This is a genomic window from Sphingomonas molluscorum, from assembly GCF_039522995.1.
Classification (GTDB): Bacteria; Pseudomonadota; Alphaproteobacteria; order Sphingomonadales; family Sphingomonadaceae; genus Sphingomonas; species Sphingomonas molluscorum.
Genome location: NZ_BAAAEL010000011.1, coordinates 19,800 through 44,294 on the forward strand (window position 1 = coordinate 19,800; position 24,495 = coordinate 44,294).

At 67.9% G+C, this 24,495-nt stretch carries 25 protein-coding genes; 14 read left to right on the forward strand and 11 right to left on the reverse strand.

Annotated features, from left to right (window positions below; genetic code table 11):
- Positions 1–8: 8 nt before the first annotated feature.
- A complete protein-coding gene (locus tag ABDZ92_RS12285) occupies positions 9–1,538 on the forward strand; it encodes a tryptophan halogenase family protein (RefSeq protein ID WP_125961156.1) in 1,530 nt (509 codons plus the stop codon).
- On the opposite strand, the gene ABDZ92_RS12290 is transcribed toward ABDZ92_RS12285, so the two are convergent.
- The 10 genes from ABDZ92_RS12290 to aroQ all read right to left on the reverse strand — a co-directional run bounded on the left by ABDZ92_RS12290 (position 1,535) and on the right by aroQ (position 12,627).
- Positions 1,535–2,995, reverse strand: a complete 1,461-nt coding sequence (locus tag ABDZ92_RS12290; protein ID WP_125961155.1) for a carboxylesterase/lipase family protein — start codon at positions 2,993–2,995, stop codon at positions 1,535–1,537. The genes ABDZ92_RS12285 and ABDZ92_RS12290 overlap by 4 nt on opposite strands.
- Positions 2,992–6,402 carry a glycosyl hydrolase 2 galactose-binding domain-containing protein gene (locus ABDZ92_RS12295; RefSeq protein WP_125961154.1) on the reverse strand — a complete coding sequence of 1,137 codons (3,411 nt, stop codon included), beginning with the start codon at positions 6,400–6,402 and terminating at the stop codon, positions 2,992–2,994. Before ABDZ92_RS12295 ends, ABDZ92_RS12290 begins: the two co-directional genes overlap by 4 nt.
- A gap of 209 nt (positions 6,403–6,611) precedes the next feature.
- Positions 6,612–7,019, reverse strand: coding sequence for a YbaN family protein (locus ABDZ92_RS12300; RefSeq protein WP_125961153.1), 408 nt, complete (start codon positions 7,017–7,019; stop codon positions 6,612–6,614).
- Positions 7,020–7,123: 104 nt separating this feature from the next.
- Positions 7,124–7,822 (reverse strand): LrgB family protein, encoded by a 699-nt coding sequence (locus ABDZ92_RS12305; protein WP_125961152.1) that lies wholly within the window; start codon positions 7,820–7,822, stop codon positions 7,124–7,126.
- Positions 7,819–8,169 (reverse strand): CidA/LrgA family protein, encoded by a 351-nt coding sequence (locus ABDZ92_RS12310; protein WP_125961151.1) that lies wholly within the window; start codon positions 8,167–8,169, stop codon positions 7,819–7,821. Before ABDZ92_RS12310 ends, ABDZ92_RS12305 begins: the two co-directional genes overlap by 4 nt.
- A 114-nt stretch (positions 8,170–8,283) precedes the next feature.
- Positions 8,284–9,852 carry a phospholipase D-like domain-containing protein gene (locus tag ABDZ92_RS12315; protein WP_125961150.1) on the reverse strand — a complete coding sequence of 523 codons (1,569 nt, stop codon included), beginning with the start codon at positions 9,850–9,852 and terminating at the stop codon, positions 8,284–8,286.
- A gap of 3 nt (positions 9,853–9,855) precedes the next feature.
- Positions 9,856–10,200 carry an arsenate reductase (glutaredoxin) gene (gene arsC, locus ABDZ92_RS12320; protein WP_125961149.1) on the reverse strand — a complete coding sequence of 115 codons (345 nt, stop codon included), beginning with the start codon at positions 10,198–10,200 and terminating at the stop codon, positions 9,856–9,858.
- A gap of 86 nt (positions 10,201–10,286) precedes the next feature.
- Positions 10,287–11,642 (reverse strand): acetyl-CoA carboxylase biotin carboxylase subunit, encoded by a 1,356-nt coding sequence (gene accC, locus ABDZ92_RS12325; protein WP_125961148.1) that lies wholly within the window; start codon positions 11,640–11,642, stop codon positions 10,287–10,289.
- Between the two features lie 4 nt (positions 11,643–11,646).
- Positions 11,647–12,150: an acetyl-CoA carboxylase biotin carboxyl carrier protein gene (gene accB / locus ABDZ92_RS12330; protein ID WP_125961147.1), complete on the reverse strand. Its 504-nt coding sequence runs from the start codon at positions 12,148–12,150 to the stop codon at positions 11,647–11,649.
- A gap of 30 nt (positions 12,151–12,180) precedes the next feature.
- Positions 12,181–12,627, reverse strand: a complete 447-nt coding sequence (gene aroQ, locus ABDZ92_RS12335) for a type II 3-dehydroquinate dehydratase (protein ID WP_125961146.1) — start codon at positions 12,625–12,627, stop codon at positions 12,181–12,183.
- Between the two features lie 116 nt (positions 12,628–12,743).
- Here aroQ and thiS point away from each other — a divergent pair, with 116 nt between their 5' ends.
- Positions 12,744–13,748, forward strand: coding sequence for a sulfur carrier protein ThiS (thiS, locus tag ABDZ92_RS12340; protein WP_343763108.1), 1,005 nt, complete (start codon positions 12,744–12,746; stop codon positions 13,746–13,748).
- Positions 13,749–13,859: 111 nt separating this feature from the next.
- Entirely contained in the window at positions 13,860–14,030 is a 171-nt protein-coding gene (locus ABDZ92_RS12345; protein ID WP_125961144.1) for a CsbD family protein, read from the forward strand.
- A 73-nt stretch (positions 14,031–14,103) separates the two neighbouring features.
- On the opposite strand, the gene ABDZ92_RS12350 is transcribed toward ABDZ92_RS12345, so the two are convergent.
- Positions 14,104–15,915 carry a sensor domain-containing diguanylate cyclase gene (locus tag ABDZ92_RS12350; protein ID WP_272695566.1) on the reverse strand — a complete coding sequence of 604 codons (1,812 nt, stop codon included), beginning with the start codon at positions 15,913–15,915 and terminating at the stop codon, positions 14,104–14,106.
- Between the two features lie 138 nt (positions 15,916–16,053).
- Here ABDZ92_RS12350 and ABDZ92_RS12355 point away from each other — a divergent pair, with 138 nt between their 5' ends.
- The 11 genes from ABDZ92_RS12355 to ABDZ92_RS12405 all read left to right on the forward strand — a co-directional run bounded on the left by ABDZ92_RS12355 (position 16,054) and on the right by ABDZ92_RS12405 (position 24,428).
- Positions 16,054–16,761: a CoA transferase subunit A gene (locus ABDZ92_RS12355; RefSeq protein ID WP_125961142.1), complete on the forward strand. Its 708-nt coding sequence runs from the start codon at positions 16,054–16,056 to the stop codon at positions 16,759–16,761.
- Complete coding sequence (locus ABDZ92_RS12360; RefSeq protein ID WP_241211872.1) at positions 16,761–17,912, forward strand: HAD family acid phosphatase; 1,152 nt, start codon at positions 16,761–16,763, stop codon at positions 17,910–17,912. Before ABDZ92_RS12355 ends, ABDZ92_RS12360 begins: the two co-directional genes overlap by 1 nt.
- A 4-nt stretch (positions 17,913–17,916) precedes the next feature.
- Positions 17,917–18,552: a CoA transferase subunit B gene (locus ABDZ92_RS12365; protein WP_125961141.1), complete on the forward strand. Its 636-nt coding sequence runs from the start codon at positions 17,917–17,919 to the stop codon at positions 18,550–18,552.
- Positions 18,553–18,711: 159 nt separating this feature from the next.
- Entirely contained in the window at positions 18,712–20,154 is a 1,443-nt protein-coding gene (gene leuC / locus ABDZ92_RS12370; protein ID WP_125961140.1) for a 3-isopropylmalate dehydratase large subunit, read from the forward strand.
- Entirely contained in the window at positions 20,151–20,279 is a 129-nt protein-coding gene (locus tag ABDZ92_RS12375) for a hypothetical protein (RefSeq protein ID WP_272695567.1), read from the forward strand. The genes leuC and ABDZ92_RS12375 overlap by 4 nt, the downstream gene beginning before the upstream one ends.
- Positions 20,280–20,304: 25 nt before the next feature.
- Complete coding sequence (gene leuD, locus ABDZ92_RS12380) at positions 20,305–20,925, forward strand: 3-isopropylmalate dehydratase small subunit (protein WP_125961139.1); 621 nt, start codon at positions 20,305–20,307, stop codon at positions 20,923–20,925.
- A 172-nt stretch (positions 20,926–21,097) separates the two neighbouring features.
- On the forward strand, positions 21,098–21,421 hold the full coding sequence (locus tag ABDZ92_RS12385) for a DUF1476 domain-containing protein (protein WP_125961138.1): 324 nt from the start codon (positions 21,098–21,100) through the stop codon (positions 21,419–21,421).
- Between the two features lie 3 nt (positions 21,422–21,424).
- On the forward strand, positions 21,425–21,664 hold the full coding sequence (locus ABDZ92_RS12390; protein WP_125961137.1) for a BolA/IbaG family iron-sulfur metabolism protein: 240 nt from the start codon (positions 21,425–21,427) through the stop codon (positions 21,662–21,664).
- Positions 21,665–21,669: 5 nt separating this feature from the next.
- On the forward strand, positions 21,670–21,999 hold the full coding sequence (gene grxD, locus ABDZ92_RS12395; RefSeq protein WP_125961136.1) for a Grx4 family monothiol glutaredoxin: 330 nt from the start codon (positions 21,670–21,672) through the stop codon (positions 21,997–21,999).
- A gap of 552 nt (positions 22,000–22,551) precedes the next feature.
- Positions 22,552–22,920 carry a BlaI/MecI/CopY family transcriptional regulator gene (locus ABDZ92_RS12400; RefSeq protein ID WP_125961135.1) on the forward strand — a complete coding sequence of 123 codons (369 nt, stop codon included), beginning with the start codon at positions 22,552–22,554 and terminating at the stop codon, positions 22,918–22,920.
- A complete protein-coding gene (locus ABDZ92_RS12405) occupies positions 22,917–24,428 on the forward strand; it encodes a M56 family metallopeptidase (protein ID WP_125961134.1) in 1,512 nt (503 codons plus the stop codon). The genes ABDZ92_RS12400 and ABDZ92_RS12405 overlap by 4 nt, the downstream gene beginning before the upstream one ends.
- Positions 24,429–24,495 lie beyond the last annotated feature (67 nt).

Sequence of the window (24,495 nt, forward strand, 5' to 3'; positions counted from 1 at the left end):
GAAACAGGATGGACCCGATCCGCAGCATCGTGATCGTGGGCGGCGGCACAGCCGGTTGGATGGCGGCTGCCTTTCTCGCGCGCCAGCTCGATCAACTGCGGCTCTCGATCACGGTGGTCGAAAGCTCTGCAATCGGGACGGTGGGTGTCGGCGAGGCGACGGTGCCCGCGATCCGCGACTTCTTCGCGGCTGTGGGCCTCAGCGATGCCGAGGTGCTGCGCGAGACCGAAGGCACGATCAAATACGGCATCCGCTTCGACGGGTGGAAGGCGCCCGGCCACCGCTTCTTTCATCCCTTCGGCCTCTACGGCACGCCTGCGCACGGCGTCGCCTTCCACCATTATTGGCTGAAGCTGCGGCAGGCGGGTGACCCGACCCCGCTTGCGGCCTATTCGCTCGCGACCCAGCTGGCCGAGCAGGGCCGCTTCCTGGCACCTGCGCAAACGCCTGCGAACGACCTCGGCGTCTTCGACTTCGCGGTGCACTTCGATGCAAGCAAGTTCGCCACCTTGCTGCGCCACCGTTCGGTCGCGGCCGGTGTCGTTCACGTCGATGGACGCATCGACCGCGTCGAGCGGGATGGCGAGACCGGCCATGTCGCCGCGGTCCTGCTGGAGGATGGGCGACGGATCGGGGGGGATCTCTGGATCGATTGCTCGGGCTTCCGCAGCCTGTTGCTGGGGGAGGCGCTGGGGGTCCCCTTTGTCGACTGGCGCCGCTGGCTGCCGGTCGATCGCGCGATCGCCATTCCCTGCCGCCCGCGGGATGCCGCGCAAGAGCCATTTACCGTCGCCACTGCGCGCCGCGCCGGCTGGCAGTGGCGCATCCCGCTACGCCACCGGATCGGCAACGGGCACGTCTATTGCTCCGAGTTCCTCGACGACGCGTCGGCGGAGATCATGCTGCTGGAGCAGCTGGAAGGCGAGCCGCTCGGCCAGCCCAACCACCTGCGATTCACCACCGGCCATCGCGCGCGTTTTTGGGAGCACAATATCGTGGGGCTGGGGCTCGCCTCGGGATTTCTCGAGCCGCTGGAATCGACCAGCATCTCGCTCATTCAGACGGGGCTGGAACGGCTGGTGCGCTTCTTCCCGGATCGCGCTTGCGATCCACGCCTGGCCGCGATCTACAACTATCAATCCGTGCTGGAGTTCGAACGGCTCCGCGACTTCCTGCTGCTGCACTACTGGGCGAATGGCCGCCATGGCGAGCCGTTCTGGGACCAAATGCGGGCGATGCCGCCGACCGAGGGGCTGCAGCTCAAGCTCGATACCTGGCGCGCGAGTGGCGAGTTCGTCCGACGCGAGTGGGAAACCTTTCAAGACCCCAGCTGGCTGAGCCTCTATGCCGGGTTCGAGGATCTACCCGAGCATCCGTCGCCGCTGGCCGACCGGTTCAGCATCGCCGAGCTCACCGACACCTTCGCGCGGATGCGCGCAGCGATTGCCGCGACGGTTGCACAGGCCGAACCGCACGTCGCCTTTCTGGCCCGGACCGTCGATGGTGGTGACGGCGGGCGCCGCGCAGCCGCCCGCTAGATCTCGTTCCTCAGCGCGCAGATTTCCGTCCGCAGCTTCTCCGCAGCCTCCACGCCCTTGGGCGTGATCGCCAGATAGCGACGCGCGTCCGCGGAAAAGGCTGGCCAGCGCGGGAGAGCGCCGCCGTTCGGATCGCCCCGTAGCGCGAAATTCACCCAATAGTCCTGAAGCGACGCTCCGCCGCCGATCGGCCGCGCGTCCATCACATAGGGAATTTCGATCGCATGGCTGGTGAGGCCACCATCGGGTGCAAGGTCGAACTCGTAGCTCCACACGGGCCAGCCCTGACGGGCGAGCTGGGTGGCGAGCGTGATGGCGGGGCAGCGAAACACCCAGTCGGTTTCGATTTCCAGCGCCGGGTGGCCGAGCCGCGGATCGTGCCCAGGCGCGCCGAATGCGTAAAGCCGCTGCGCCTCTGCCGCGCGCCGACCGTAGACGCGTTGCAGCGTCTCGGTGATGTCCGTCGTGCCTTCCTTGGGCCCGAACTCGGCGCGGTTCGTCCCGATGATCACGGGTTTACGAGGCGCCTTAGCGAGCAGGCGCCGCGGGGACTCCGGCAGCACACGACCGTCGATGGTCGTCTTGAGCCACAGGAAGCCGTTGGTGTGCAGCGACGGGTCTGACAGCTTGGTGTCGATCTCGAGCAGCTGCTTCACCGGCGCCGCGCGGAGCCCGGCAAGGCCTGCTCCCCCGGCCAGCCGTTCCGCCTGATCGGCGATCGCGAAGGCGTCCTGCAGGGGACGGAACGGCTGGCCGAAGCCCGGCGTGCCGCTCTGCAGGATGGCGCGCTTGAACAGGTCCCGCGCGTCCGGCGCGGCCAGCATCAGCGACACGTCCTGTGACCCCGCCGACTCGCCGAACAGCGTCACCTGATCCGGGTCGCCGCCGAAGCGGGCGATGTTCGCGCGCACCCAGCGCAGCGCGGCGATCTGGTCCATCAGCCCGTAGTTCCCAGCGGTGCCGCTAACCGCCGCCTGCCGCGGGGCGAGGAAGCCGAGCACACCCAGGCGATACTGGATGGCCACCAGCACGACGCCCTTTCGGGTGATGCGGGACTCCACCATGCCGCCAGCCGATCCCGCGCGATTGCTGCCGCCGTGGATCCACACCATCACCGGCCGCTTGCCCGTGAGCCCCGGCGTGCGGATGTCGAGCGTCAGGCAATCTTCGCTGTAGTGCGCGGCGTCGGCGCGGTTCCAGCCATCGTCGTTCTGTGGGCAGGCAGGCGCCCGGACCTGGGCTGGGCGCACGCCTTGCCAGGCGCGCACCGGCTGGGGCGCGGCCCAGCGCAACGCGGCGAGCGGTGGCGCGGCATAGGGGATGCCCTGGAAGACCAGGGCACCATCCTCCGCACTGGCGCCCTCCACCGTCCCGCCGGGAACCGTGACGCGCGGCGGAGCCGGAGCTGCACCCAGGAGCAGCAGCGCTGCGAACGGCGCGAGGAGGCGCGCGCTCATTTCGCGACCGCCACCGGCTGCTGGGCGACGTTCCACCCGCGCAAGGTGAGCGACGGCGTGGCCGAGATGCTCGCCGGATAGCGGACCTCGATGCGCTTGCGCTCGCCGGGCAGCAGCGCGACGTAGTTGTCGCTGTAATAGGCCGGCAGGATGCGCTCGCCGTGCGCGTCCACCAGCGTCAGCTTGGCGTTGAGCACCGGCACCTGGCCTGGGTTGGCCAACGTCACCGCGATCATCCGGTCCTCGCCGTCCGCGACGGGTGCTGCAGCGGTGGCATCGAGCGACACCTGCGCCAGGTCGTTCAGCGCCCGGTAGGAAGCGGGGTCACGACCACGCCAATAGAAGTTCTCGGCAACCACGCGGTTCTGCCCGTCCAGCAGCTGGAGGCTCACCAGCACCATCGGGTCCTGCGCAAAGATGCGGTCGAGGGGGACTGGCTCCAGCTTCGTTGCCTGGTTCGCGGCGGCGTCCACCCGGTCGCTGCGGGTGAACAGCTCGCGATTGTCGAGGCTCACCACGCGCGTCCGCGCCGTGAGGCCGGGTGCCGCCGCTTGCGTGGTGTTGAGCACGACCAGCTCGTTGCCGGGCAGGTTCAGCTGCACGTGCAGCGGCTCGGCCGCCTTCTTCGCCCCATAATAGGCGGCGTGGGTGTCATAGTCCCAGCTGTAGATCTGCCACGCGTTGGACGGCCACGCCGGATGCGTCATCCACAGCAAGCGACCGGAGTTCTTGGTCCACAGATGGCCTAGGAATCCCTCGTACATCGCCTTGTGCGTCTCGAGGTTCATCATCTGCGCCTTGCGCTCGAAGTCGGGGAAGCTGCTGGCCCCGCCGAACATCGTGCCCAGCGTCTGCATGAACGTCTTGGTGTCGCCGTTCCCCGCGAAGTGCCAGTCGTGATAGGCAAGCGTGTCGCTGAGCGGCCACAGCTCGCTCTCCGGCACCGAAGCGCGCACCGACTCCAGCGTGGAGAGCGACGGCGTACCCGTCTCGACCGAAAAGCCGGTGGCGAGATCGGTGAAATAGCCGACCGGCGGGCGATAGTTGTACGGGCCCGACCCCTGCAGGTTCACCACGTTGGAGCTGCCGGTGAACCAGCGCGTGCCGTCATGCTCGGCGATCACGTCGTCCAGCCCCTCGTTCAAGGCAGGGTAAGGGACGCCCTCGTTGCGGCCGAACCAGAGGATGATCGACGGGTGATTGCGATAGCGCTTCACCGTGTCCACGGCGTTGGCGAGGAACAGCTGCGGATCCTGCGGCTCGACCTGGAAGTTCTGGGTCGATTGCCAGAAGTCGTTGAGGATCATCATGCCGTTCTCGTCGGCGAGCTCGAAAAACTCCTCCTCGTTGTTGTTGCCCATCCAGTTGCGGATGATGTTCATGTGCGCCTCTTTCTGGAGGCGGAAATAGGGGGCAAGTCGCTCGCGGCTGATCTGCTTCATCGCGTCGTCCATGCCCCAATTGCCGCCGCGCGCGGCGATCGGCACGCCGTTCACGCGGATCGTGAGGTGGGGCTCCGGCATCTGCTGCGGCACGGGCGTAACGGCGGGGGAACGCTCGCCGGCCGCTGTCAGCGACTCCGCCCAGCCGCGCGGGCTCTGCTTGATCCCCTCATGCGTGACGTCGATCAGCTTCGTGCCGGCAAGCTTCCCGTCGGTGGTCTGCACGTTGACGCGGCGCAGGGCACCTGCGCTGTCGAACAGCGACAGGTCGTAGCTCACCTCGCGAATCCCGAAGCGCTGGGTCCTGGTGTCCGAAAGCTGCCCGTCAGCGAGCGCCTCCAGCGAAAGCTGATAGAGGGCCGCCTCGCCATAACCGTTCGGCCACCACAGGCGCGGGTTGCGCACCCGCAGCGCCGGGAACTCGGCCAGCGTGAAGACGACCCGGCTCTCCCCCGGCGGCGCCGACACAGTCTTTTCCACCCGCACGTCGCCAAAGGCTGCGCGCACCGTCACCTGCCGCGGGGTCGTGCCGCCGTTCTCGACCGGGACGGTCACATGGACATCGGCGACGTCGGTGCGGGGCAGCGGCAGGTCGGTGATCACCTGCGGGTCGAGGATGCGGACGTCGCCGTGCGCCACCAGTTCGACCGGACGCCACAGGCCCGTGTTGCGATCGCGGATGCCGGGGATCCAGTCCCACCCCTCGGTCGCGATGAAGGTGGGGCCGTCGATCGCAAGCTGGCCACCATTCTCGCCGACGCCCGCCGCGATCGACTGTTCGTGCGGAATGCCTGGGTGCGGCGGGGGAGACACGCCGATCGCCAAGCGGTTCTCGCCCGCGACTGGCACAAAATCGAACTGCCCGCGGATGAACGCACCCTTGGTGGTTCCTAGCCGGTGGCCGTTGGCCCAGATCTCGGACGCATAGTTGATGCCGCCGAAGATGAGCGTCAGCCGCTTGCCCGCTGCTTCGGGCGGCACGGTAAAGCTGGTGCGGTACCAATAGTCCTGGCGCGCCAGCTTTTCGGGGATCGCGAGGTTGTTGAGCCCGTAATAGGGGTGCGGGTAGACGCCACGATCGACCAGCGTGGTCAGCACGGTGCCGGGCACCGTCGCCGCATGCCAGGTGCCGCTTGCCCGCGTCGATCGCGACAGGGTGGCCCCATCCTCCTTCACCTCGGGGGCTGCGGCCAGCTGCCAGCCGTGGATCGTCCATCGCCCGTCGGCATTGCGGGTGAGCGGCGCAGTCCTTTCCGCGGGCCGCGCCTTGGGTGCGGTGATCGCCTGTCCGCGTGCCTGGGGCAGGGTCCAGGGGTCCTGCTGGCGCCATAGCCCGGTGTTCGCCTGCTTCTGCCACTCCCAGCCGACGCCCACCCGCCAGATCTGCACCAGGTCGAAGTCGGGGCGGTCGCGGACGGCGGCTGCGATCCTCTCCGGGGTCAGTGCCGCGCCGGTGAAGGCGGCATGGACCAGCGTACCACCGAAGTGGCGTCCCTCGACCACCGGAGCGATTCCCAGCCGCGGAGCGACGGCACCCGAGGAAACCGCCTCGCGCCCCACCCGCCGGCCATCGACATAGAGAGTGAGGGTGCGCCCATCGGAGACCGCGGCCAGATGCGTCCACTTGCCCGGTGCGAGAACAACGCGGCCGGAGACCGTCTGCGTAGCGTCGACCGCTTCCGGCCGGCCTGCGCGCAGCTGCAGCCTTCGCGTTGCGCCTGCTAGATCGCCGACGGACACCAGGGTGGCGTCTGCCCGCGCTTCATCCGGCCGCACCCACGTCGAGATGGACCAGGGTGCTCCCGCGGCCACTGCCGCCTCGGCGCCTTCCAGCGGGCGGTCAATGCCGATGCCGCCCTTCAGGAACGCCGCGTTGTAGGGACCGGTGTTGCCGGGAGCCTGCGCCAGGGTCGAGGTGGCCGTGCTCGCAAGCAACAGCATGGCGGCAAAGGACAGCGCACGCATTCAGATCTCCCCCCGGATAGACGCGGCTCCTGCTGTGCCGCTGTCGACAGTTGGCGTGTGCGATTTGTTACATCAATTTCTGTTTCGCGATAGCTCCAGCAAGCACGCGCCGAACAATTCGCGTCATCCGCGAAGTCGAGACAACTTTGGGGCCGCGGCGCGACCACCGGCGTCGCACGCCTGCCCGCGCACGCGCCGTCGCGCCGATGCTAGGAGGGACGCCGCAGCACCCATGTGGCGCAAGCGACCAGTGCCCCCGCGACAATCAGCGCGACGATCCAACTCGGCTGCACGGCCCAGCAGAACAGGCCGAAGCCGACAGCCATGCCGAAGCAGGAGGCAAGTTTGGCATGCCGGGGAATCGCGCCTCGTTCGCGCCAGGCGAGCAAGGCCGGGCCGAACCGCGGGTGCCGCAGCAGCCATCGCTCCAGCCGCGGTGACGAGCGCGCGAAACAAGGCAGCGCCAGGATGAGGAAATCGGTCGTCGGCAACAGCGGCACGAACATGCCCACGAAGCCGATCGCGACCAGCAAAAGGCCGAGGCACAGCCATGCCAGCCGCGCGCTTCGGCCCCGGCGCAGGAGTACCGCCTCGGACGCCGGCGCTTGTTCAGCCATTGGCGTCGGCCGGGTCGCCGCGAGCTTGTTTCATGCGGCTGTCCTCCAGCGGTTTGCCGTGCCGATGCTAGCCGGTGCCGATTGGCTGGAAAAGCTTCGTGCCTTCAAAGCAGCGCCACGACCGACAGCAGCAGGGCAGTCATCGCCGCGTTCAGCGCCATGGCCATGCCTGCGAAGGTGCCGGCGGTTTCGCTCACCTGGAAGGCGCGGGCGGTGCCGAGGCCGTGGGCGGTGACGCCCACGGCAAAGCCTCGTGCGCGTGGGTCGGTGATCCCCAGCCGGTTGAGCAGTGGCGTCGCCACCATCGCGCCCAGGATACCGGTCGTCAGGATCGTCACCGCCGCCAGTGCGGGTATGCCGCCGATGCTCTCGGCGATTGCCATGCCCACCGGCGTCGTCGCCGAATGGGTGGCCAGCGTCGCCAGCACCTCGGGCGAGGCGCCGAGCGCCCATCCGATCGTGACCGCGCTGAGGATCGCCGTCAGCGATCCTGCGAGCAGGGCTGCGAGCACCGCCTTGCCCGACCGGCGTACCAGCGGCCAGTTGCGCCACAGCGGCACGGCCAACGCCACCGTCGCCGGTCCCAACAGGAAGGTCAGCGTCGCCGTGCCTTGCGCATAGGTCCTATAGGGCGTGCCGGTTGCGAACAGGATCGCTGCCAGCACCGGCACGGACATTAGGACCGGATGCGCGAGCGGATGGCGGTTGCTCCGGCGGGAGATGGTGTCGGCACCCTCGAACACCAGCAGGGTGACGGCGATCCACAGCAGCGGCGTGTGGAGGAGCGAGGCGAGCGCGGTCATGCCGCGGTTCCGTCCCGATCGGCGACCCAGCGGAACACCAGCGCCGTTACCGCGATCGTCAGCAGCGTGGCGCCCACACAGGCCACGAGAATGGCGATGCCGTCGCGCGCCAGCGCCGGTCCTTCGTCGATCAGGCCCATGGTTGCCGGCACGAACAGCACTGCGAAGTGGCCGATCAGCCAGGTCGCCACCGCCTTCAGTTCGACCCGCTCGGCGGGACGGAGCTTCAGCCAGACGAACAGGAGGAACATGCCCAGCACGGGACCGGGGAGCGGGATGCCGGCTCCGCGGTTCAGGGCTTCGCCGGCCAATTGGCAGAACAGCAGTTGGGCGATTGCGGCGATCATCGTGCGTCCAGGTTATAGCGGGACCGGCCCGAGGTGAAGCAGCGTGAACGGGGCCTTGCGCCTCGGCTCCCGCCTGCTCGGAACCGCTCGTAGGAAGCTGCCGCCGCGAAGAACTTACCCGCCGTTCCTCCGGCGTCGCCACATCGCCGCACCGATCGTGCCGCCGATTGCGGCAAGCGTCACCGCGCCCGCTGCATAGAGCGACTTGGGCACCGGCGCCGCATGTCCGGGTCGCAGGCGGCGCAGCAGGCCGGCGCGGTTCGACAGCGCCTCGAACATCTCCTCCGGCCCCTCCGGATCGAGCACCTCATTGTCGGCGAGCCACTTTTCGACGCTGGAGAGATCGGGCTCCTCATAGACGCGCAGGCGCCGCCCGCTGGCCGGGCTGAGCGCTTCGATCGCCGCGATCAGCGAGCCGGTGTCGGCCATGTGGCGTGCGACCGTTCCCGGTTCGGTGCCGCAATGCTCGGCGATGAGCGCGTGGGCGACATTGGCGATGGCTGGTGCCGCATGGGCATTCGCCGGCCGGGTCGCGTCGATCGTCACGTCGCATTCGGTGTCGAGCCGCATCGAGCGGTTGTTGAAGTTGGACGATCCCACCCGAAGGATCTCGCCGTCGATGACCGTCACCTTTGCGTGGATGTAGATCGGCTCGCCTGCCTCGTTTTCGGCATGATAGACGCGGAAGCGCCCGTGGCGGTCGCGCCGGCGCAGCGCCTCGACGAGCCGGGCGCGCGCCGTGTCCATCGCAATCGGCTCGAGCCAGCCTTGCGCGCTGACCGGGTTGACGATCACGACCTCGGGGCCGTCCGGCTCGTCCAGCCGGCGGGCGATGGCCTCGGCGATCTTGCGCGACGCGAAATACTGGCTCTCGGCATAGATCCAGCGTTCGGCGCGCGCGATCAGGTCCAGGTACAACGCTTCGATCTCGCGAACCGGCGGCTGGTCCGGCATCTCGGGCGAGGAGCGCGAGATCGCGACTTCGACGTCGGTAAAGGTCGCGTCCAATCCCTCAGGCCAGGGCGGGGTCGCATCCTCGCTCGGCACCGGCAGAGGCTGCCCGCCCGCCAATTGCCAGCGCGTCCGGCAGAGTTCGCCCAGTGCCTTTGCGACCGGTCCGGCGAGTGCGGTGGTGGCGTCGTGCCAGGGACCATAAGGGGTGCCGTTCGGCTCCACGCGCGCCGGCTCGTCGGTGCGGTGCTCGCGCGTGTCCCAACGGTCGGCGGTCATGTCGATACCACCGCAAAAGGCGAGGCAGTCGTCGATCACCACGATCTTCTGGTGGTGTGACGCGGCGGGCGGGTGGAAGACGTCGAGCTTGGCGGTGATGCGCGGGTGCGCCTTCCAGCGCAGCAGCGTCAGGATGGTGGTGCCGCGAAACATCGACTTCACCGCGCCGGTGTCCCAGCGCAGGATGTGGACGTGCAGCCGCTTGCGCGCGCCCACCAGCCATTCGAGGAACGCGCCGACGCGCGCGGGCGCGTCGTCCTCGTCGTTCTGCACCAGCTTGATGCGGCCGTCGAAGTCCCAGCCGATCAGCAGCAGCTGTTGCTCCGCCCTCCGCATCGCGGCGCGGGCGAGCCGGAAATAGGCGTCGGCATCAATGATGACGGCAGCGCGACTCGCCGGTTCAATCCGCCAGCAGTTGCGGCCGGGCTCGAGCGGGGGCTTGGTCCTTGCCATGGTTCAGAGGATTTCGCGGATCGTCTCGGGTGGACGGCCGAGGCGTACGCCTTTGTCGGTCTCGACCAGCGGTCGCTCGATCAGGATCGGGTGCGCGACCATGGCATCGAGGATCGCGTCGTCGGAGGCAGCCCCCAGCCCCTGCTCCTTGGCGATCGTCTCGCTCCGACGCAGGCCCTGGGCGGGCGTCATGCCGGCACGCGCGTAGAGCGCCACCAACTCTGCGCGGGAAGGCGGCAGCTTCTGATAGTCGCGAACCGTCACCTCCACGCCGGGTGTCGCCTCCAGGATGGCTAGCGCTTCACGGGACTTCGAACAGCGGGGATTGTGCCAGATGGTCGCCTTCAACGCGTTCTTCCCTGCTGTTTGGTGGAGGAGGTGGAGGAAAGCGGGAGCGGCGCGCGACGTGTCGCATGCGCCGATCCCGCCTGCACTCAGGCCGCCGGCTGCTTTGCCAGCCACTCCTCCAGCCACTTGATCGTGTACGCTCCCTCGCGGAACTCGGGATCGTCGAGCAGCGCCTGGTGAAGCGGAATGGTGGTCTTCATCCCCTCGATCACGAACTCGTCGAGCGCGCGCTGCAGGCGCAGGAGGCAGCCCTCGCGCGTGCGGCCATAGACGATCAGCTTGGCGATCATGCTGTCGTAATAGGGCGGCACCTTGTAGCCAGCATAGAGGCCGCTATCGACGCGCACGTGCATGCCGCCCGGCACGTGATAGGCCGCGACCTTGCCCGGCGACGGGGTGAAGGTCCGCGGGTCCTCGGCGTTGATGCGGCATTCGATCGCATGGCCGCGGAACTCGACCTCGTCTTGGCGCACCGACAGTGGATGGCCCTCGGCGACGCGGATCTGCTCGCGTACCAGGTCGACACCGGTGATCATCTCCGTCACCGGATGCTCCACCTGCAGGCGGGTGTTCATCTCGATGAAGTAGAACTCGCCATCTTCCCACAGGAACTCGATCGTGCCGGCGCCGCGATAGCCCATGTCGGCCATCGCCTTGGCGACGATCGCGCCCATGCGGTCGCGCTCCTCGGTGGTGAGGACGGGCGAAGGGGCTTCCTCCAGCACCTTCTGGTGGCGGCGCTGCAGCGAACAGTCGCGCTCGCCCAGGTGAATGGCATTGCCGTTGCCGTCGCCGAACACCTGGAACTCGATGTGCCTGGGGTTGCCCAGGTACTTTTCCATGTAGACGGTAGCATCGCCGAACGCGGCCTTCGCCTCGGTCCCGGCCTGCTGCATCAGCGTTTCGAGCTGGTCGGGGCTGGTGCACACCTTCATGCCGCGGCCGCCGCCGCCCGATGCCGCCTTGATGATGACGGGATAGCCGATCTGTTCGGCCAGCGCCTGCGCCTCGGCCAGGTCGCTGATCGCACCGTCGGAGCCCGGCACCAGCGGCAGCCCCAGGGCGCCCGCGGTACGCTTGGCCTCGACCTTGTCGCCCATCGTGCGGATGTGCTCGGGCTTGGGCCCGACGAAGATCAGGTTATGCGATTCGACGATCTCGGCGAACTTGGCGTTCTCCGACAGAAAGCCATAGCCCGGATGGATCGCGTCCGCGCCCGTCACCTCGGCTGCCGAGATGATGTTGGGGATGTTGAGGTAGCTCTCCGCCGCAGACGGCGGCCCGATGCACACCGCTTCGTCGGCCAGCCGAACGTGCATCGCATCGGCATCGGCGGTCGAATGGACCGCCACCGTCTTGATGCCCATCTCGTGGCAGGCGCGATGGATGCGCAGGGCAATCTCGCCGCGATTGGCGATCAGCAGCTTCTTGATCTCGGCCACAGGCTTACTCGACGACGACGAGCGGCTGGTCGAATTCGACGGGCTGGCCGTTGGAGACGAGCACCGCGGTGACGGTGCCGGCTGCCGTCGCCTGGATCGGGTTCATGACCTTCATCGCCTCGATGATGACCAGCGTGTCGCCGGCCGCGACCTTCTGGCCGACCGATACGAAGGGCTTGGCGCCCGGCTCTGCCGCCAGATAGACGGTGCCGACCATCGGCGACTTGACCGCGTCCGCGGTTGCCGTCGGTGCCGAACCGCCGGCTTCGGCCGGGGCTGCGGCCGGCGAGGCCGGTGCACCGGTCATCGGTGCCGGCTGCGGCGCATAGGCCTGCGGCATCGCCATCGGCACCTGCGCCACCGGCGCCGCCTTGCGCGCCACGCGAACCTTGCGGCTGCCGTCCTCGACCTCGATCTCGGTCAGCTGCGTCTGATCCAGGACTTCCGCCAGCTGGCGTACCAGCTCGATGTCGATCGCCATGGTGGCGGGTTGCGTATCTTCTGCCATGAGACCCCCAGGGGAAAAACCGCGCTCCTGTCAGATGCGCGCGGCGGCTTCAAGCGCCAGCAGATAGGAAAGCGCGCCGAATCCGGCGATGGTTCCCTTGGCTGCCTGTCCGATCAGGCTGGTATGGCGGAAAGCCTCGCGGCGATGCGGGTTGGACAGATGCACCTCGATCACCGGCGTCTTCACCGACTTGATCGCATCGTGGAGCGCCACCGACGTGTGGGTGAGGCCGCCGGCGTTCAGCAGCACGGCGCGCGCGCGCTGCGCCTGCGCCTCGTGCAGCCAGTCGATCAAATGGCCTTCGTGGTTCGACTGGCGCAGGTCGATCTCCAGGTCGAGCGCGCGGGCGCGGTCCTCCAGCATGCCGGCGATGTCGTCCAGCGTGTCGGAGCCGTAGATCTCGGGCTCGCGCAGCCCCAGCAGGTTCAGATTGGGGCCGTTGAGGACGTAGACGGTTGCTGGGACGGTGTCCGCCATGCGCTGCCTTTCGGTTGCGGGCCGGGTCGCCGGCACCCTATATGCGCCGGCCATAGCCCCGAGCGTCGAACGAAGTCGAGACGCGCCGCGGACGACGACAGGCAAGGCGAACCCAAATGCACAACGACGGCACCATTACGATCATCGTCAACGGCGAGCACAAGCGCGTCCGCGCCGGCCAGACCATCGCCGAACTTGCGGCGGAGATCGGCCTGGTGCCGGAAAAGGTCGCGGTCGAGCGCAACCTGGAGGTGGTGCCCCGCTCGACGCTGCACGAAGCGAAACTCCATGACGGCGATGAGCTGGAGATCGTGCATTTCGTCGGCGGCGGCGACCATGCGGTGGCGGTGGACGAGGACCGCTGGGAGGTTGCGGGCAAGCGCTTCCGCTCGCGCCTGATCGTCGGCACCGGCAAGTACAAGGACATGGCGCAGAACGCCGCTGCGGTCGAAGCCTCGGGCGCGGAGATCGTCACCGTCGCCGTGCGCCGGGTGAACGTCACCGATCCGAACGCGCCGATGCTCACGGATTTCATCGACCCCAAGAAGATCACCTTTCTTCCCAACACAGCCGGCTGCTTCACGGCAGAAGACGCGATCCGCACGCTGCGCCTGGCACGCGAGGCGGGCGGCTGGGAGCTGGTGAAGCTGGAGGTGCTGGGCGAGGCGCGCACCCTCTATCCCGATATGGTCGAGACGCTGCGCGCGACCGAGATCCTGGCCAAGGAAGGTTTCAAGCCGATGGTCTATTGCGTCGACGATCCCATCGCCGCCAAGCGGCTGGAGGATGTCGGCGCCGTCGCGATCATGCCGCTGGGGGCGCCGATCGGCTCCGGCCTTGGCATCCAGAACAAGGTGACGATCCGCCTGATCGTGGAGGGTGCCAAGGTGCCGGTGCTGGTCGACGCGGGCGTCGGCACCGCTTCGGACGCGGCCGCTGCGATGGAACTCGGCTGCGACGGCGTGCTGATGAACACCGCGATCGCCGAGGCCAAGGACCCGATCCTGATGGCGCAGGCCATGCGCGCGGCGGTGGAGGCGGGGCGGCTCGCCTATCTCGCCGGTCGCATGGGCAAGCGCCGCTATGCGGACCCGTCGAGCCCGCTCGCCGGACTGATCTAAAGCAAGTCGGGATACCGGATCGTGGAACCGCGATCCGTGCCACCCGTTCTTCTTCCGATGGCTGAACGGCGCGCCTCCCGCTGCTGCCGCGGCCACCGAGAGGAGACGATCATGGGTGAACTCACCGACAAGATCAAAGGCAACGTCAACGAAGCGCTCGGCAAGGCGAAGCAGCAGAGCAACAACCCTGCCACCCGCGACGAAGGCGCGGTGCAAGAAGGCAAGGGCAAGGTGCAGCAGTTCGCCGGCAAGGTGAAGGGCGCCCTCGGCGACGACATCTGAGCCGACACGAGTTCCGCGAGAGCGGAGGCATGGGGCCGCTCCGGGAGACCGGGGCGGCCTTTTGCATGCCCTGCTAGTCTGCGACCTGGACGCAGTTCCGGCCTGACGCCTTGGCGCGGTACAGCGCTTCGTCGGCGCGGTTGAGAATGGTGGCCGGATCGCTCGCCGGATCCACCGCGGTCAGGCCGATGCTGGCGGTGATCCTCGGGCTCTCGATCTCGAGCATGCCGTTCGGCAGTTCCACTTCCAGCTGCTCCACGGCCTCGCGCAGCCGCTCGCATGTCGCCTCCGCCTCCTTCGGATTGATTCCCACGAGCAGGATGGCGAATTCCTCTCCGCCGATGCGCGCGAGACAGTGCCTCCGGTCGATCGTCGCAGAGGCGATGCGCGCGAACGCCTGCAGCGCCAGATCGCCGACCGCATGGCCGAACCGGTCGTTGACCGACTTGAAGTGATCGAGATCGACAAGCGCGACGCTGCCTTGGCTGCTGCCGACCCGGCAATGCTCGATCTGATTGCGCAACCGCTGGAGGAAGCTCCGCCGATTGACGAGACCGGTCAGCGGATCGGTACTCGCCGCGATCTCAAGCGCCAGTTCGGTCGCCTTGCGCGCGGAAATGTCGCGCAGGATCACGATCAGCCCCTGCCCGGCGGTGCCCCCCAGGCCACGTAGCGCGGCCTCGAACCAGGTCGGCTCCGCGGTTTCGCGTGGGCTACGGAACTGGGCGATGTGCGCAATGTCGGGGTTGGCGAGCGCCTGGCGATGGGCGCGCCACAGAACATGCTGGTCCTCGGGATGTACCAGGGTGAAGCCGTGCTGCCCCAGATAATAGGCCGGCGGCTGTCCCGCGACCTGCGCGACGGACGGGGAGGCGTGCAGGATCGTTCCATCAGGCGCCACCTCCAAGATCACATCCGCCGAGCGGTCTGACAGCAGGCGGAACCGCGCTTCGCTTTGGGAGAGGTCGCGGATCGCCTGGCGGTGCTGCTTGATCAGTGCCGCCACGGGCAGCACCAGCAGCGCCGCGCACCCGACGTAGAATTGGAAAAAGAGGATGCGGTTCAGCGGCGGGGTCGGCAATGCGTGAACCGGCCCGTGGCCGCTCAGAGAAAGCAGGCCGCCGATCGCCACCAGCAGGAGGATCGAGCCCGCGGCACCGATGCGCACGTACAGCATCGTGGCTGCCAGCATCGGCAACATGGGGAGGAACAGCAGCGGGACGCCGTCCTGGAGAAATACCCCGGTTACCACTGCCGCCACCAGTCCCAGCACGGCGAACGGACCCATCTGCGCACGCAGCGGCGCCTGGAACCAGCGCCCGACGTCGCCCCGCAAGAGCAGCATGATCAGCGGCGTGAAGGTGATGGTGCCCAGGCCGTGGCTCGTGAACCACCGGATGGCCGTTCGTTGCCAGTTCGCATCGGTGAGCAGAGAAATCGCGCTCGCGGCGATCACCGCGCCGATGAGAGGCCCAATGATCCCCGCGATCAGCAGGAACATGACGACGCCGGTCACCCGGTCGAAAAACCGTCCCTCCCAGCGACGCAGCAGCCAAGCCGGAAGCGTCGCTTCGGTCATGGTCGCGGCCAGGAGCGGGGCGGCCGCAGCCAGGCCCATGCCAAAGCAGGCGGTGGCGACGAACATGGCGACGCCGAACGCCGGCAGCAGCCATCGCCACTGGTCCCGCGGCCGCAGCGATAAGGCGGCGATCACCAGCCCCGTGTTCCCCCAGATGAAGGCAATGTTCCCGTCGAATCGGGTCAGCAACAGGCTTGCCGCCGAAAGCGCCAGTGACGCCAGCCCGAGGCGGGCGACGCTGCCGATCATGCTGGGGGCGGGAAGAGCAGCGATCACGGAGTTGGGATGGCGTCCGAAGGTTAACAACGCCTTAGGTTCGCGCGGCAAAGCGGTTCGCGCAAGCCGTCGCGTGTTGCTCAGGTGCGATGCCACTGGTGCAGCCCCGCGGTGCGCTTGACCGTGCCGCCCGGCTCGACCTATCGACCGCACGGAAGAGAGGTGCCGATGAACAAGCTCTACCCCGATGCTGCCTCGGCGCTCGACGGACTGCTGCGCGACGACATGCTGATCTGTGCGGGCGGCTTCGGCCTGTGCGGGATTCCGGAACGGCTGATCGACGCGATCGAAGCTTCGGGCGTCTCCGGCCTGACGATCGCCAGCAACAATGCCGGCATCGATGGCGTGGGGCTGGGCAAGCTGTTGCGCTCGCGCCAGGTGAAGAAGATGATTTCCTCCTATGTGGGCGAGAACAAGGAGTTCGAGCGCCAGTATCTATCGGGCGAGCTTGAGGTCGAGTTCTGCCCCCAGGGTACGCTTGCCGAGCGCTGCCGCGCGGGCGGGGCGGGCATTCCCGGCTTCTACACCAAGACCGGCGTCGGCACGCAGGTGGCAGAGGGCAAGGAAGTGAAGGTCTTCGACGGGGAGGAATATATCCTCGAGCGCGGCATCCGCGCCGACCTGTCGATCATCAAGGGGTGGAAGGCCGACGAGGCCGGCAACCTCGTATTTCGCAAGACGGCGCGCAACTTCAACCAGCCGATGGCGACCGCCGGTCGCATCTGCGTGGCCGAGGTTGAGGAAGTGGTGCCAGTCGGCAGCCTGGATCCCGACGGCATCCATCTGCCGGGCATCTATGTAAAGCGCATGATCGTGGGCGCCCCCTACGACAAGAAGATCGAGTTCCGCACCGTGCGGGAGCGTCCCGCAGCATGATGACGTTGCGGACTGGGCAGCGGCTCGCCTTTGCGGGCATTTCGGCGACCGCGCTGCTGCTGCCAGGCTGCGTGGCGGCCGTGCCGGTCGGTGCTGCCGCCGTGATCGGCAAGAACGTCGTCTTTCCCGGCGGCGGCGAGGACGAGAACGAGAACGAGAAAGCGGAGGACGCCGAAAAGGCTGCCCGCAAACAGGCGCGCGAGCTGGAGCGCGAACAGCGCCGTCAGGCGAAGCGCGAAGCCAAGCGCCGCGAACAAGCGGAGGAGGAAGGTAGTCCCCCCGCGCTTCAGGCGACGACAGCGCCCACCCGGCCCGCCATGGCAGCCGCAGGCACCGTCCCGGCGGGCATGCAGTACCTCTATGGCTCGGGCGAGGCGGCGGCGCTTTCGTCCCAGGCTTATCGCGCCCTTGCCCAGCACGTCCGCGCAAGCGCCGACTATCGCCAGGCCGGCATCGAGGTCGCGTCGGTGGTGCTCGCCCCGGGATCCTCGCTCGCCAGCCCCCATTTTGTCGAATGCGGTGCCAAGCCATTGGCGATCGTGCTCGACATTGACGAGACCGTGCTCCTCAACCTCGGCTACGAAGCCGATGAGGCGGCGCGGGGCCTTTCGTACGATGACGCGCGCTGGCGCCGCTGGGAAGCGACCGGTGCCGGCAAGGTCGATCCGGTGCCCGGCGCGGTCGAGGCGATCAGCGCTGCGCGCCGGGCGGGCGTCGCAGTCGTCTACATCTCCAACCGCACCGCCGCCAATGCACCCGCAACCGCGCGCGCGCTGGAAGGGGCAGGGCTCGGCAAGGCGGTTCCGGGCGAAACCCTGCTCCTCAAGGAAGAGGGCGCGGGCAGCGGCAAGGATGCGCGCCGGGCTCAGGTGGCGGAGACGCACTGCGTCGTGGCGCTGGTCGGCGACCAACTCGGCGACTTCAGCGACCTGTTCTCCGCGCCCGGCATGACGCCCGCGGCCCGTCGTGCGGCTGCCGACGGTGTGCAGATCGAGCCGCTATGGGGTGCAGGCTGGTTCATGCTCCCCAATCCCGTCTACGGCACGGGGCTGAAGGGCGGGATCGCCGACGTGTTTCCCGCCAATCGCCGCTGGACCGACCCCGGTGCCGCGGCAGCGGCCGGCGTTCCCGCCGCCACCCCCAAGGAGTAGTCCCATGTCCTGGACCCGCGACGAGATGGCCGCCCGCGCCGCCCGCGAGCTGCAAGACGGCTTCTACGTGAACCTCGGCATCGGCATTCCGACGCTGGTGGCCAACCACATCCCCGAAGGGGTGGAGGTCACCCTCCAGTCCGAAAACGGCATGCTCGGCATCGGCCCGTTCCCCTATGCGGGGGAGGAGGATCCCGACCTCATCAACGCCGGCAAGCAGACCATCTCCGAACTGCCGCAGTCGGCTTATTTCGGCTCGGACCAGAGCTTCGCGATGATCCGCGGCGGCCACATCGACCTGACGGTGCTGGGCGCGATGGAGGTGAGCCAGGACGGCGACATCGCCAACTGGATGATCCCGGGCAAGATGATCAAGGGCATGGGCGGCGCCATGGACCTGGTGGCCGGCGTGAAGAAGATCATCGTCGTGATGGAGCACACGTCCAAGAACGGCGATCCCAAGTTCATCCCGGCCTGTACCCTGCCGCTTACGGGCAAGAACGTGGTCGACATGATCATCACCGACCTGGCCGTCTTCCAGCGCCCCGACCACCAGAGCCCGTTCCGCCTGATCGAATGTGCTCCTGGCGTGACCGCGGAGGAAGTGCGGACGAAGACCACCGCTGCCTACGAGGGGTAGCGCCGGATCCTGGCCTGGCGGTACCGGTCCGCGGCGAAGCTCGCGACCTGGTTAGGATGCGCTACCGGTACTGGCCCGTCCTGCCGGGAACAAGCCGCGCATCGGCACGATCCTTGCTGAAACCCTTGCGTTCGCGCAAGAAAGCGCTACTCGCCCCGCATGGCTAGTCGTCCTCTCACCCTGTACGAAAAGATCTGGGCCGATCACGTCGTGGAGCGCCGCGACGACGGCACCTGCCTGATCTACATCGACCGCCACCTCGTTCATGAAGTGACGAGCCCGCAGGCGTTCGCGGGCCTTCGCGCCGCAGGGCGCCCGGTGCGCCGCCCCGATCTCACCCTCGCGGTGCCGGACCATAACCTGCCCACCACCGCGCGCGTGGACGCGGACGGCAACCGCCTGCCGATCGCCGACCCCGCCGGTGCGAGCCAGCTTGCCGCCCTGGAGCGCAACGCTCCCGAGTTCGGCATTCGCTACATCGACGCGGTCGCCGCCGAACAGGGCATCGTCCATGTCGTGGGCCCGGAACAGGGTTTCACGCTGCCGGGCACGACGCTGGTGTGCGGTGACAGCCATACCTCCGCGCACGGGGCGCTCGGCGCGCTCGCCTTCGGCATCGGCACCAGCGAGGTCGAGCACGTGCTCGCGACCCAGACGCTGCTGCTGAAACAGTCTAAGACGATGGAAGTGCGCGTCGAAGGCACGCTCGGCTTCGGCGTGGGACCCAAGGACGTGGCGCTCGCTATCGTCGGCCGGCTGGGGGCTGCGGGCGGCACCGGCTACGTTCTTGAATATACCGGCAGCGTCATCCGCGACATGTCCATCGAGGGTCGCCTGACTGTCGCCAACATGTCGATCGAGGCGGGGGCACGCTCCGGCCTGATCGCGCCGGACGACAAGACCTTCGCCTATCTTCAGGGCAGGCCGATGGCCCCCACGGGTGCCGATTGGGACCAGGCCGTCGCCTATTGGCGCAGCCTCGCGACCGACCCCGGTGCCCGGTACGATGCGACGGTCGTCATCGACGCGGCCGACATCTCGCCCTCGCTCACCTGGGGAACGAGCCCGGAGGACGTGGTCTCGATCACCGGCGCCGTGCCCGATCCCGACAGCTTCGCAGATCCGGCCAAGCGCACGGCGGCGAGGAAGTCGCTCGACTATATGGGCCTCGAACCCGGCACGCGGATGGAGGACATCCCGGTCGAGAACATCTTCATCGGCAGCTGCACCAACAGCCGCATCGAAGATCTGCGCGCCGCGGCCGAAGTGCTGCGCGGCCGTCGGATCGCAGCCGGTGTGCGCCAGGCGCTGGTCGTTCCCGGATCGGGGCTGGTCAAGCGCCAGGCCGAGGCCGAGGGGCTCGACAGGGTTTTCACCGAGGCGGGATTCGAGTGGCGCGAGCCCGGCTGTTCTATGTGCCTCGGTATGAATCCGGATCGGGTACCGGCCGGCGAGCGTTGTGCCTCCACGTCCAACCGCAATTTTGTGGGACGACAGGGGCCCGGCGCGCGTACGCATCTGGTATCGCCAGTGATGGCGGCGGCGGCGGCGGTGACGGGACGCCTGACCGATGTACGAAGCTTGATGGGGAATAACGGATGAAGCGAGCATTGTTGGCGCTGGTGGCTGGCGCGATCCTGAGCGGCCTTGCCGCCGCCTATGCCGCGAGCGCCGAGCGCTCGCCCTCGAAGCGCACCGCCCCCTCGGGCAACGCTGCGACGCGCTGATCCGCGGCCCGGACGAAGGCTCACCATGGAACCCGTTACCCGCGTCGAAGGGCGCGCCTATCCCTGGGGCGCGAAAAACATCGACACCGACATCATCATCCCGGCGCGCTGGCTGAAGACCACCACGCGTGAGGGGCTCGGGCAGGGCGCGTTCGAATCCGTGCGCGCCGAACCCGGCAATGTCTTCGATGATCCCCGCTATGCAGGCGCGCCGGTGTTGATTGCGGGCGAGAATTTCGGTTGCGGCTCCAGCCGGGAACACGCTGCCTGGGCGCTCGGCGACATGGGCGTGAAGGCGGTGATCGCGCCGAGCTTCTCCGACATCTTCTCGGGCAATGCGTTTAAGAACGGCATCGTCGCCGTCGTGCTGCCACAGGAGGCGATCGATCGGCTGGTCGAGGTTGCGCGTGACAATCCCGTCACCGTCGACTTGGAAACGATGACCGTCACCACGCCCTTCCAGGACCGTTTCCCCTTCGACATGGACCCGTTCCGCCGAGACTGCCTGATGCAGGGCGTGGACGAGATCGGCATCACCCTGGCGCGGGACGAAGCGATCGCCGGTTACGAAGGCAATGTGGCGCAGGCGCGTCCCTGGCTCAGCGCCACGGCGAGCAACGCACCAGGGCGCGCTGCTGCGGCTTAGCTTCCGAGCCTGACAACCGCGTGCTCCTGCGAAAACAGGAGCATGGTTCCGAATGGAGCGGCCCTGGCTCTGCCGAACCCCGATCCCGGCCGCGCGGGGGTGCGGGTGAACCCGCCCGTTGCCTTGCCGCGGCCCGCATCCTATCTGCGGAGCAATAGATTAGGGGACCAGCATGACGACCTTCGACGACCGCGAGCGCGCGTTCGAATCCAAATTCGCACGCGACGAGGAAATGACCTTCCGCGTGACCGCGCGTCGCAATCGCCTGCTCGGGCAGTGGGCGGCCGCGAAGATGAAGCTGACGCCCGAAGAGACCGATGCCTATGCCAAGGCGGTCGTGCAGGCCGATTTCGAGGAAGCCGGTGACGGGGACGTGATCCGCAAGCTGGTCGGCGATCTGACGGCCGCAGGCGTCGCGACCGACGAGGCGACGGTACGCAAGGCGCTCGACGAGCTGACCGTCGAAGCGCGCCGCCAGTTGATCGAGGCGCGCTGATCTATGGCGATGGCTGCGGCTGATATCGAGGCGCTGATCCGCGCCGGCATTCCCGATGCGGTGGTCGAGATCACCGATCTCGCCGGCGACGGCGATCACTACGCCGCGCGCGTCGTCTCCGAGAGCTTTCGCGGATTGCCGCGCGTGCGCCAGCATCAGGCCGTCTATGCCGCGCTTGGTGGTCGCATGGGGGACGTGCTGCACGCCCTGCAATTGACTACGGGCGTGCCCGTACAGGAGTAAGAGAAATGAGCGAAGACACCACCGCCCGCATCGACCAGCTCGTGAAGGGCAATGACGTGGTCCTGTTCATGAAGGGCAGCCCGCTGTTCCCGCAGTGCGGCTTCTCCAGCCGCGCCGTCGCGATCCTCAACCACCTTGGCGTCGAGTTCGAGAGCGTCGACGTGTTGCAGGATCAGGGCATCCGTCAGGGTATCAAGGCCTATTCCGACTGGCCGACGATCCCGCAGCTCTACGTGCGTGGGGAGTTCGTCGGCGGCTCCGACATCATGATGGAAATGTACGAGAGCGGCGAACTCGCCCAGCTCTTCGGCGGCGAACAGCCGACCGCCGCCTGATAGGATGCGACGCTCGCTTCCAGGGGAAGCGGGCGTCGTGGCCACACGCGCCCGACCGCGGACTTGCCGTCGAAGCAGCACCTTTCGGCCTCTGGCGTCCGTGGTGACGCCCCCGTTCCACGATAACCGGTGTCGGCGCGGAGCATTCACGCTCGCCGGTCTGCGACGTCTCGAACCCGCGAGCACCCCGGCGAACGCCGACGCGAGACTCGGCGTCGTACCCTGAGTCGTTCCTTCGATCCTGCAGGAAGGTACCGGGTGGGCGAACCGACGCCAGTGGAGTGCGCCGGCTCGCCCGTTGAAGCGCGCGATCGCGCGGTACGATCAAGAACATGCAGGGGGCGTGCCAGATGCGCTGAACCCGCGCAAATCCGCGGAGGGCGAGGGTTAATGGCGCTCGCTGCACGAGCACGTCTGTAAAGAAGACCGACGCCGAGGATGGCGGCTCGTCTCTCTCACCCGCGCCTAAACGCACGATCCTCCGGAGCGATCCCGCTCCTATTGACTACAGGTGTAAATGGGCAGACTACATGCGTAGTCAGGAGTCGCGTAATGCCCGAACGGATCAGTGATGCCGAACATGTCGTGATGGAGGTGCTGTGGGACGAAAGCCCGCTCACCGCTCAGGAGGTGGTCGAACGCGTGCCGGAAGATCGCGCCTGGAGCGCGAACACCGTGAAGACGCTCCTCGGCCGCCTGCTCGCGAAGGAAGCCGTCGCGCACGAAGAGGACGGTCGCCGCTATCGCTACCGACCGCTCGTCGCCCGCGAGGACTATGTCGTGGGTGAATCGCAGCGGCTGATCGACCGTCTGTTCGGCGGCAGCCTTACGCCCCTGGTGGCGCACCTCGCGCGTCGCGACCAGCTCAGCAGCCGCGAAATCGAGGAGATCGAGTCCTTACTCAAGGAGCTCAAGCAATGATTGGATGGGCGGTAGAGACGCTGATCGCGTCGACGTTGCTGATGCTGCTGGTGCTGGCGCTGCGCGCGCCCACGCGCCGCGCCTTTGGTCCGAGTGTCGCCTATGCGCTGTGGCTGTTGCCCGCGCTCCGCATGGCCCTGCCGCCGCTGCCCTCGCCATTGCGACTGGTGGGGACCAGCCCGATCGGTGCGCCGATCCCGCCGGGAACTCTGATGCTGATGCAGCCGGTGGCGACGATCCCCGCGGTGCCGCAGGGCTGGGGCATGGCCGATGTGCCGGGCCTGGCCGTGCTGTTCTGGTTCGCCGGTGCTGCCTTCTTCTTCTGCTGGCACGTGGTGCGCCATGCCCAATTCTGCCGACGCGTGCTCGCCTCCGGACGCGGCTATGACGTTGCACAGGGAAAGGTGCGGGTGTTCGAGACCGACGCCGCCTCTGGACCGCTCGCCTTCGGGGTGTGGCGCCGCTACGTAGCCTTCCCCCGCGACTTCGCCGAACGCTACGACGACCAGGAGCGCACGCTCGCGCTTGCGCATGAGCTGGGCCACCACGCCCGCGGCGACCTGCTGGCGAACTGGATCGCGCTCGCGGTGCTCGCTTGCCACTGGTTCAATCCGATCGCCTGGCGCGCCTTTCGTGCCTTTCGTGCCGACCAGGAGATGGCCTGCGATGCGATGGTCCTCGCCCGCGCCCGCCCGGGCGTCCGCTATGCCTATGGCCGCGCGATCGTGAAGTCCGCGCACGGCGGCGCCGTGTCGGCTGCCTGCCACCTCCACACCGTCAACGAGATCAAGGGGAGACTGAAGATGTTGTCCAAGCACCGCAGCGTTTCGCCGTTTCGTCGCGTGGCAGGCTCCGTTGGCATCGCCGGCATCGCGATGGGCGCACTGGGGCTCACCGCCTCGGGAACCCACGCCGCAGAGACGCTGCGCACCCGCGTGAGCCATACGACCGGCATCGACATCACCCGCATCGAGCTTCCCGCGCCGCACCTTCTCCAGACGGTGGCCCCGGCCGCGCCGCCAGCCCCCGCTGCACCGGCTGGCGCCCCAGGTGCGCCGATGCCTCCCGCCCCGCCCGCAGCGCCCGTTCCCCCGCAAGCGCCCATCGTCGTAACCGCCCTCCGGGGCGTCCACATGGACGAGCCGGTGACGCAGGAGAATTGCGGCAGCGAGGGGCAGCCCGGCGCCTATGTCATCAATCGTCGCCAGGGCGATCATACGGTGATGGTGGTGTGCAGCGATCGCATCAACGCGACGGTACAGGCCGCCACGGCAAGCGCGGCACAGGCCAGCGCCGCGGCCGCCTCCGCTCAGACCGCAGCCAGCATCGACGTCGCCGCGATCCAGCGTACGGCGCTCACCAGCGCGCTGGTGGGGCTGCGCGGCACCCGCGCCACCCTTGCCAGCAACCCCAGCCTTTCGGGGGATGACCGCAGAGAAGCGCTCGCCGATATCGACGAGAGCATTGCGGAGTTGGAGCACCAGATCGCCCACCCGGACGCCGACTGACCTTCAACGCCCAGCGACGGGACTGCGGAGCTGGCGCGCAGACCGGGAGGCGACCAGGGACCCGGTA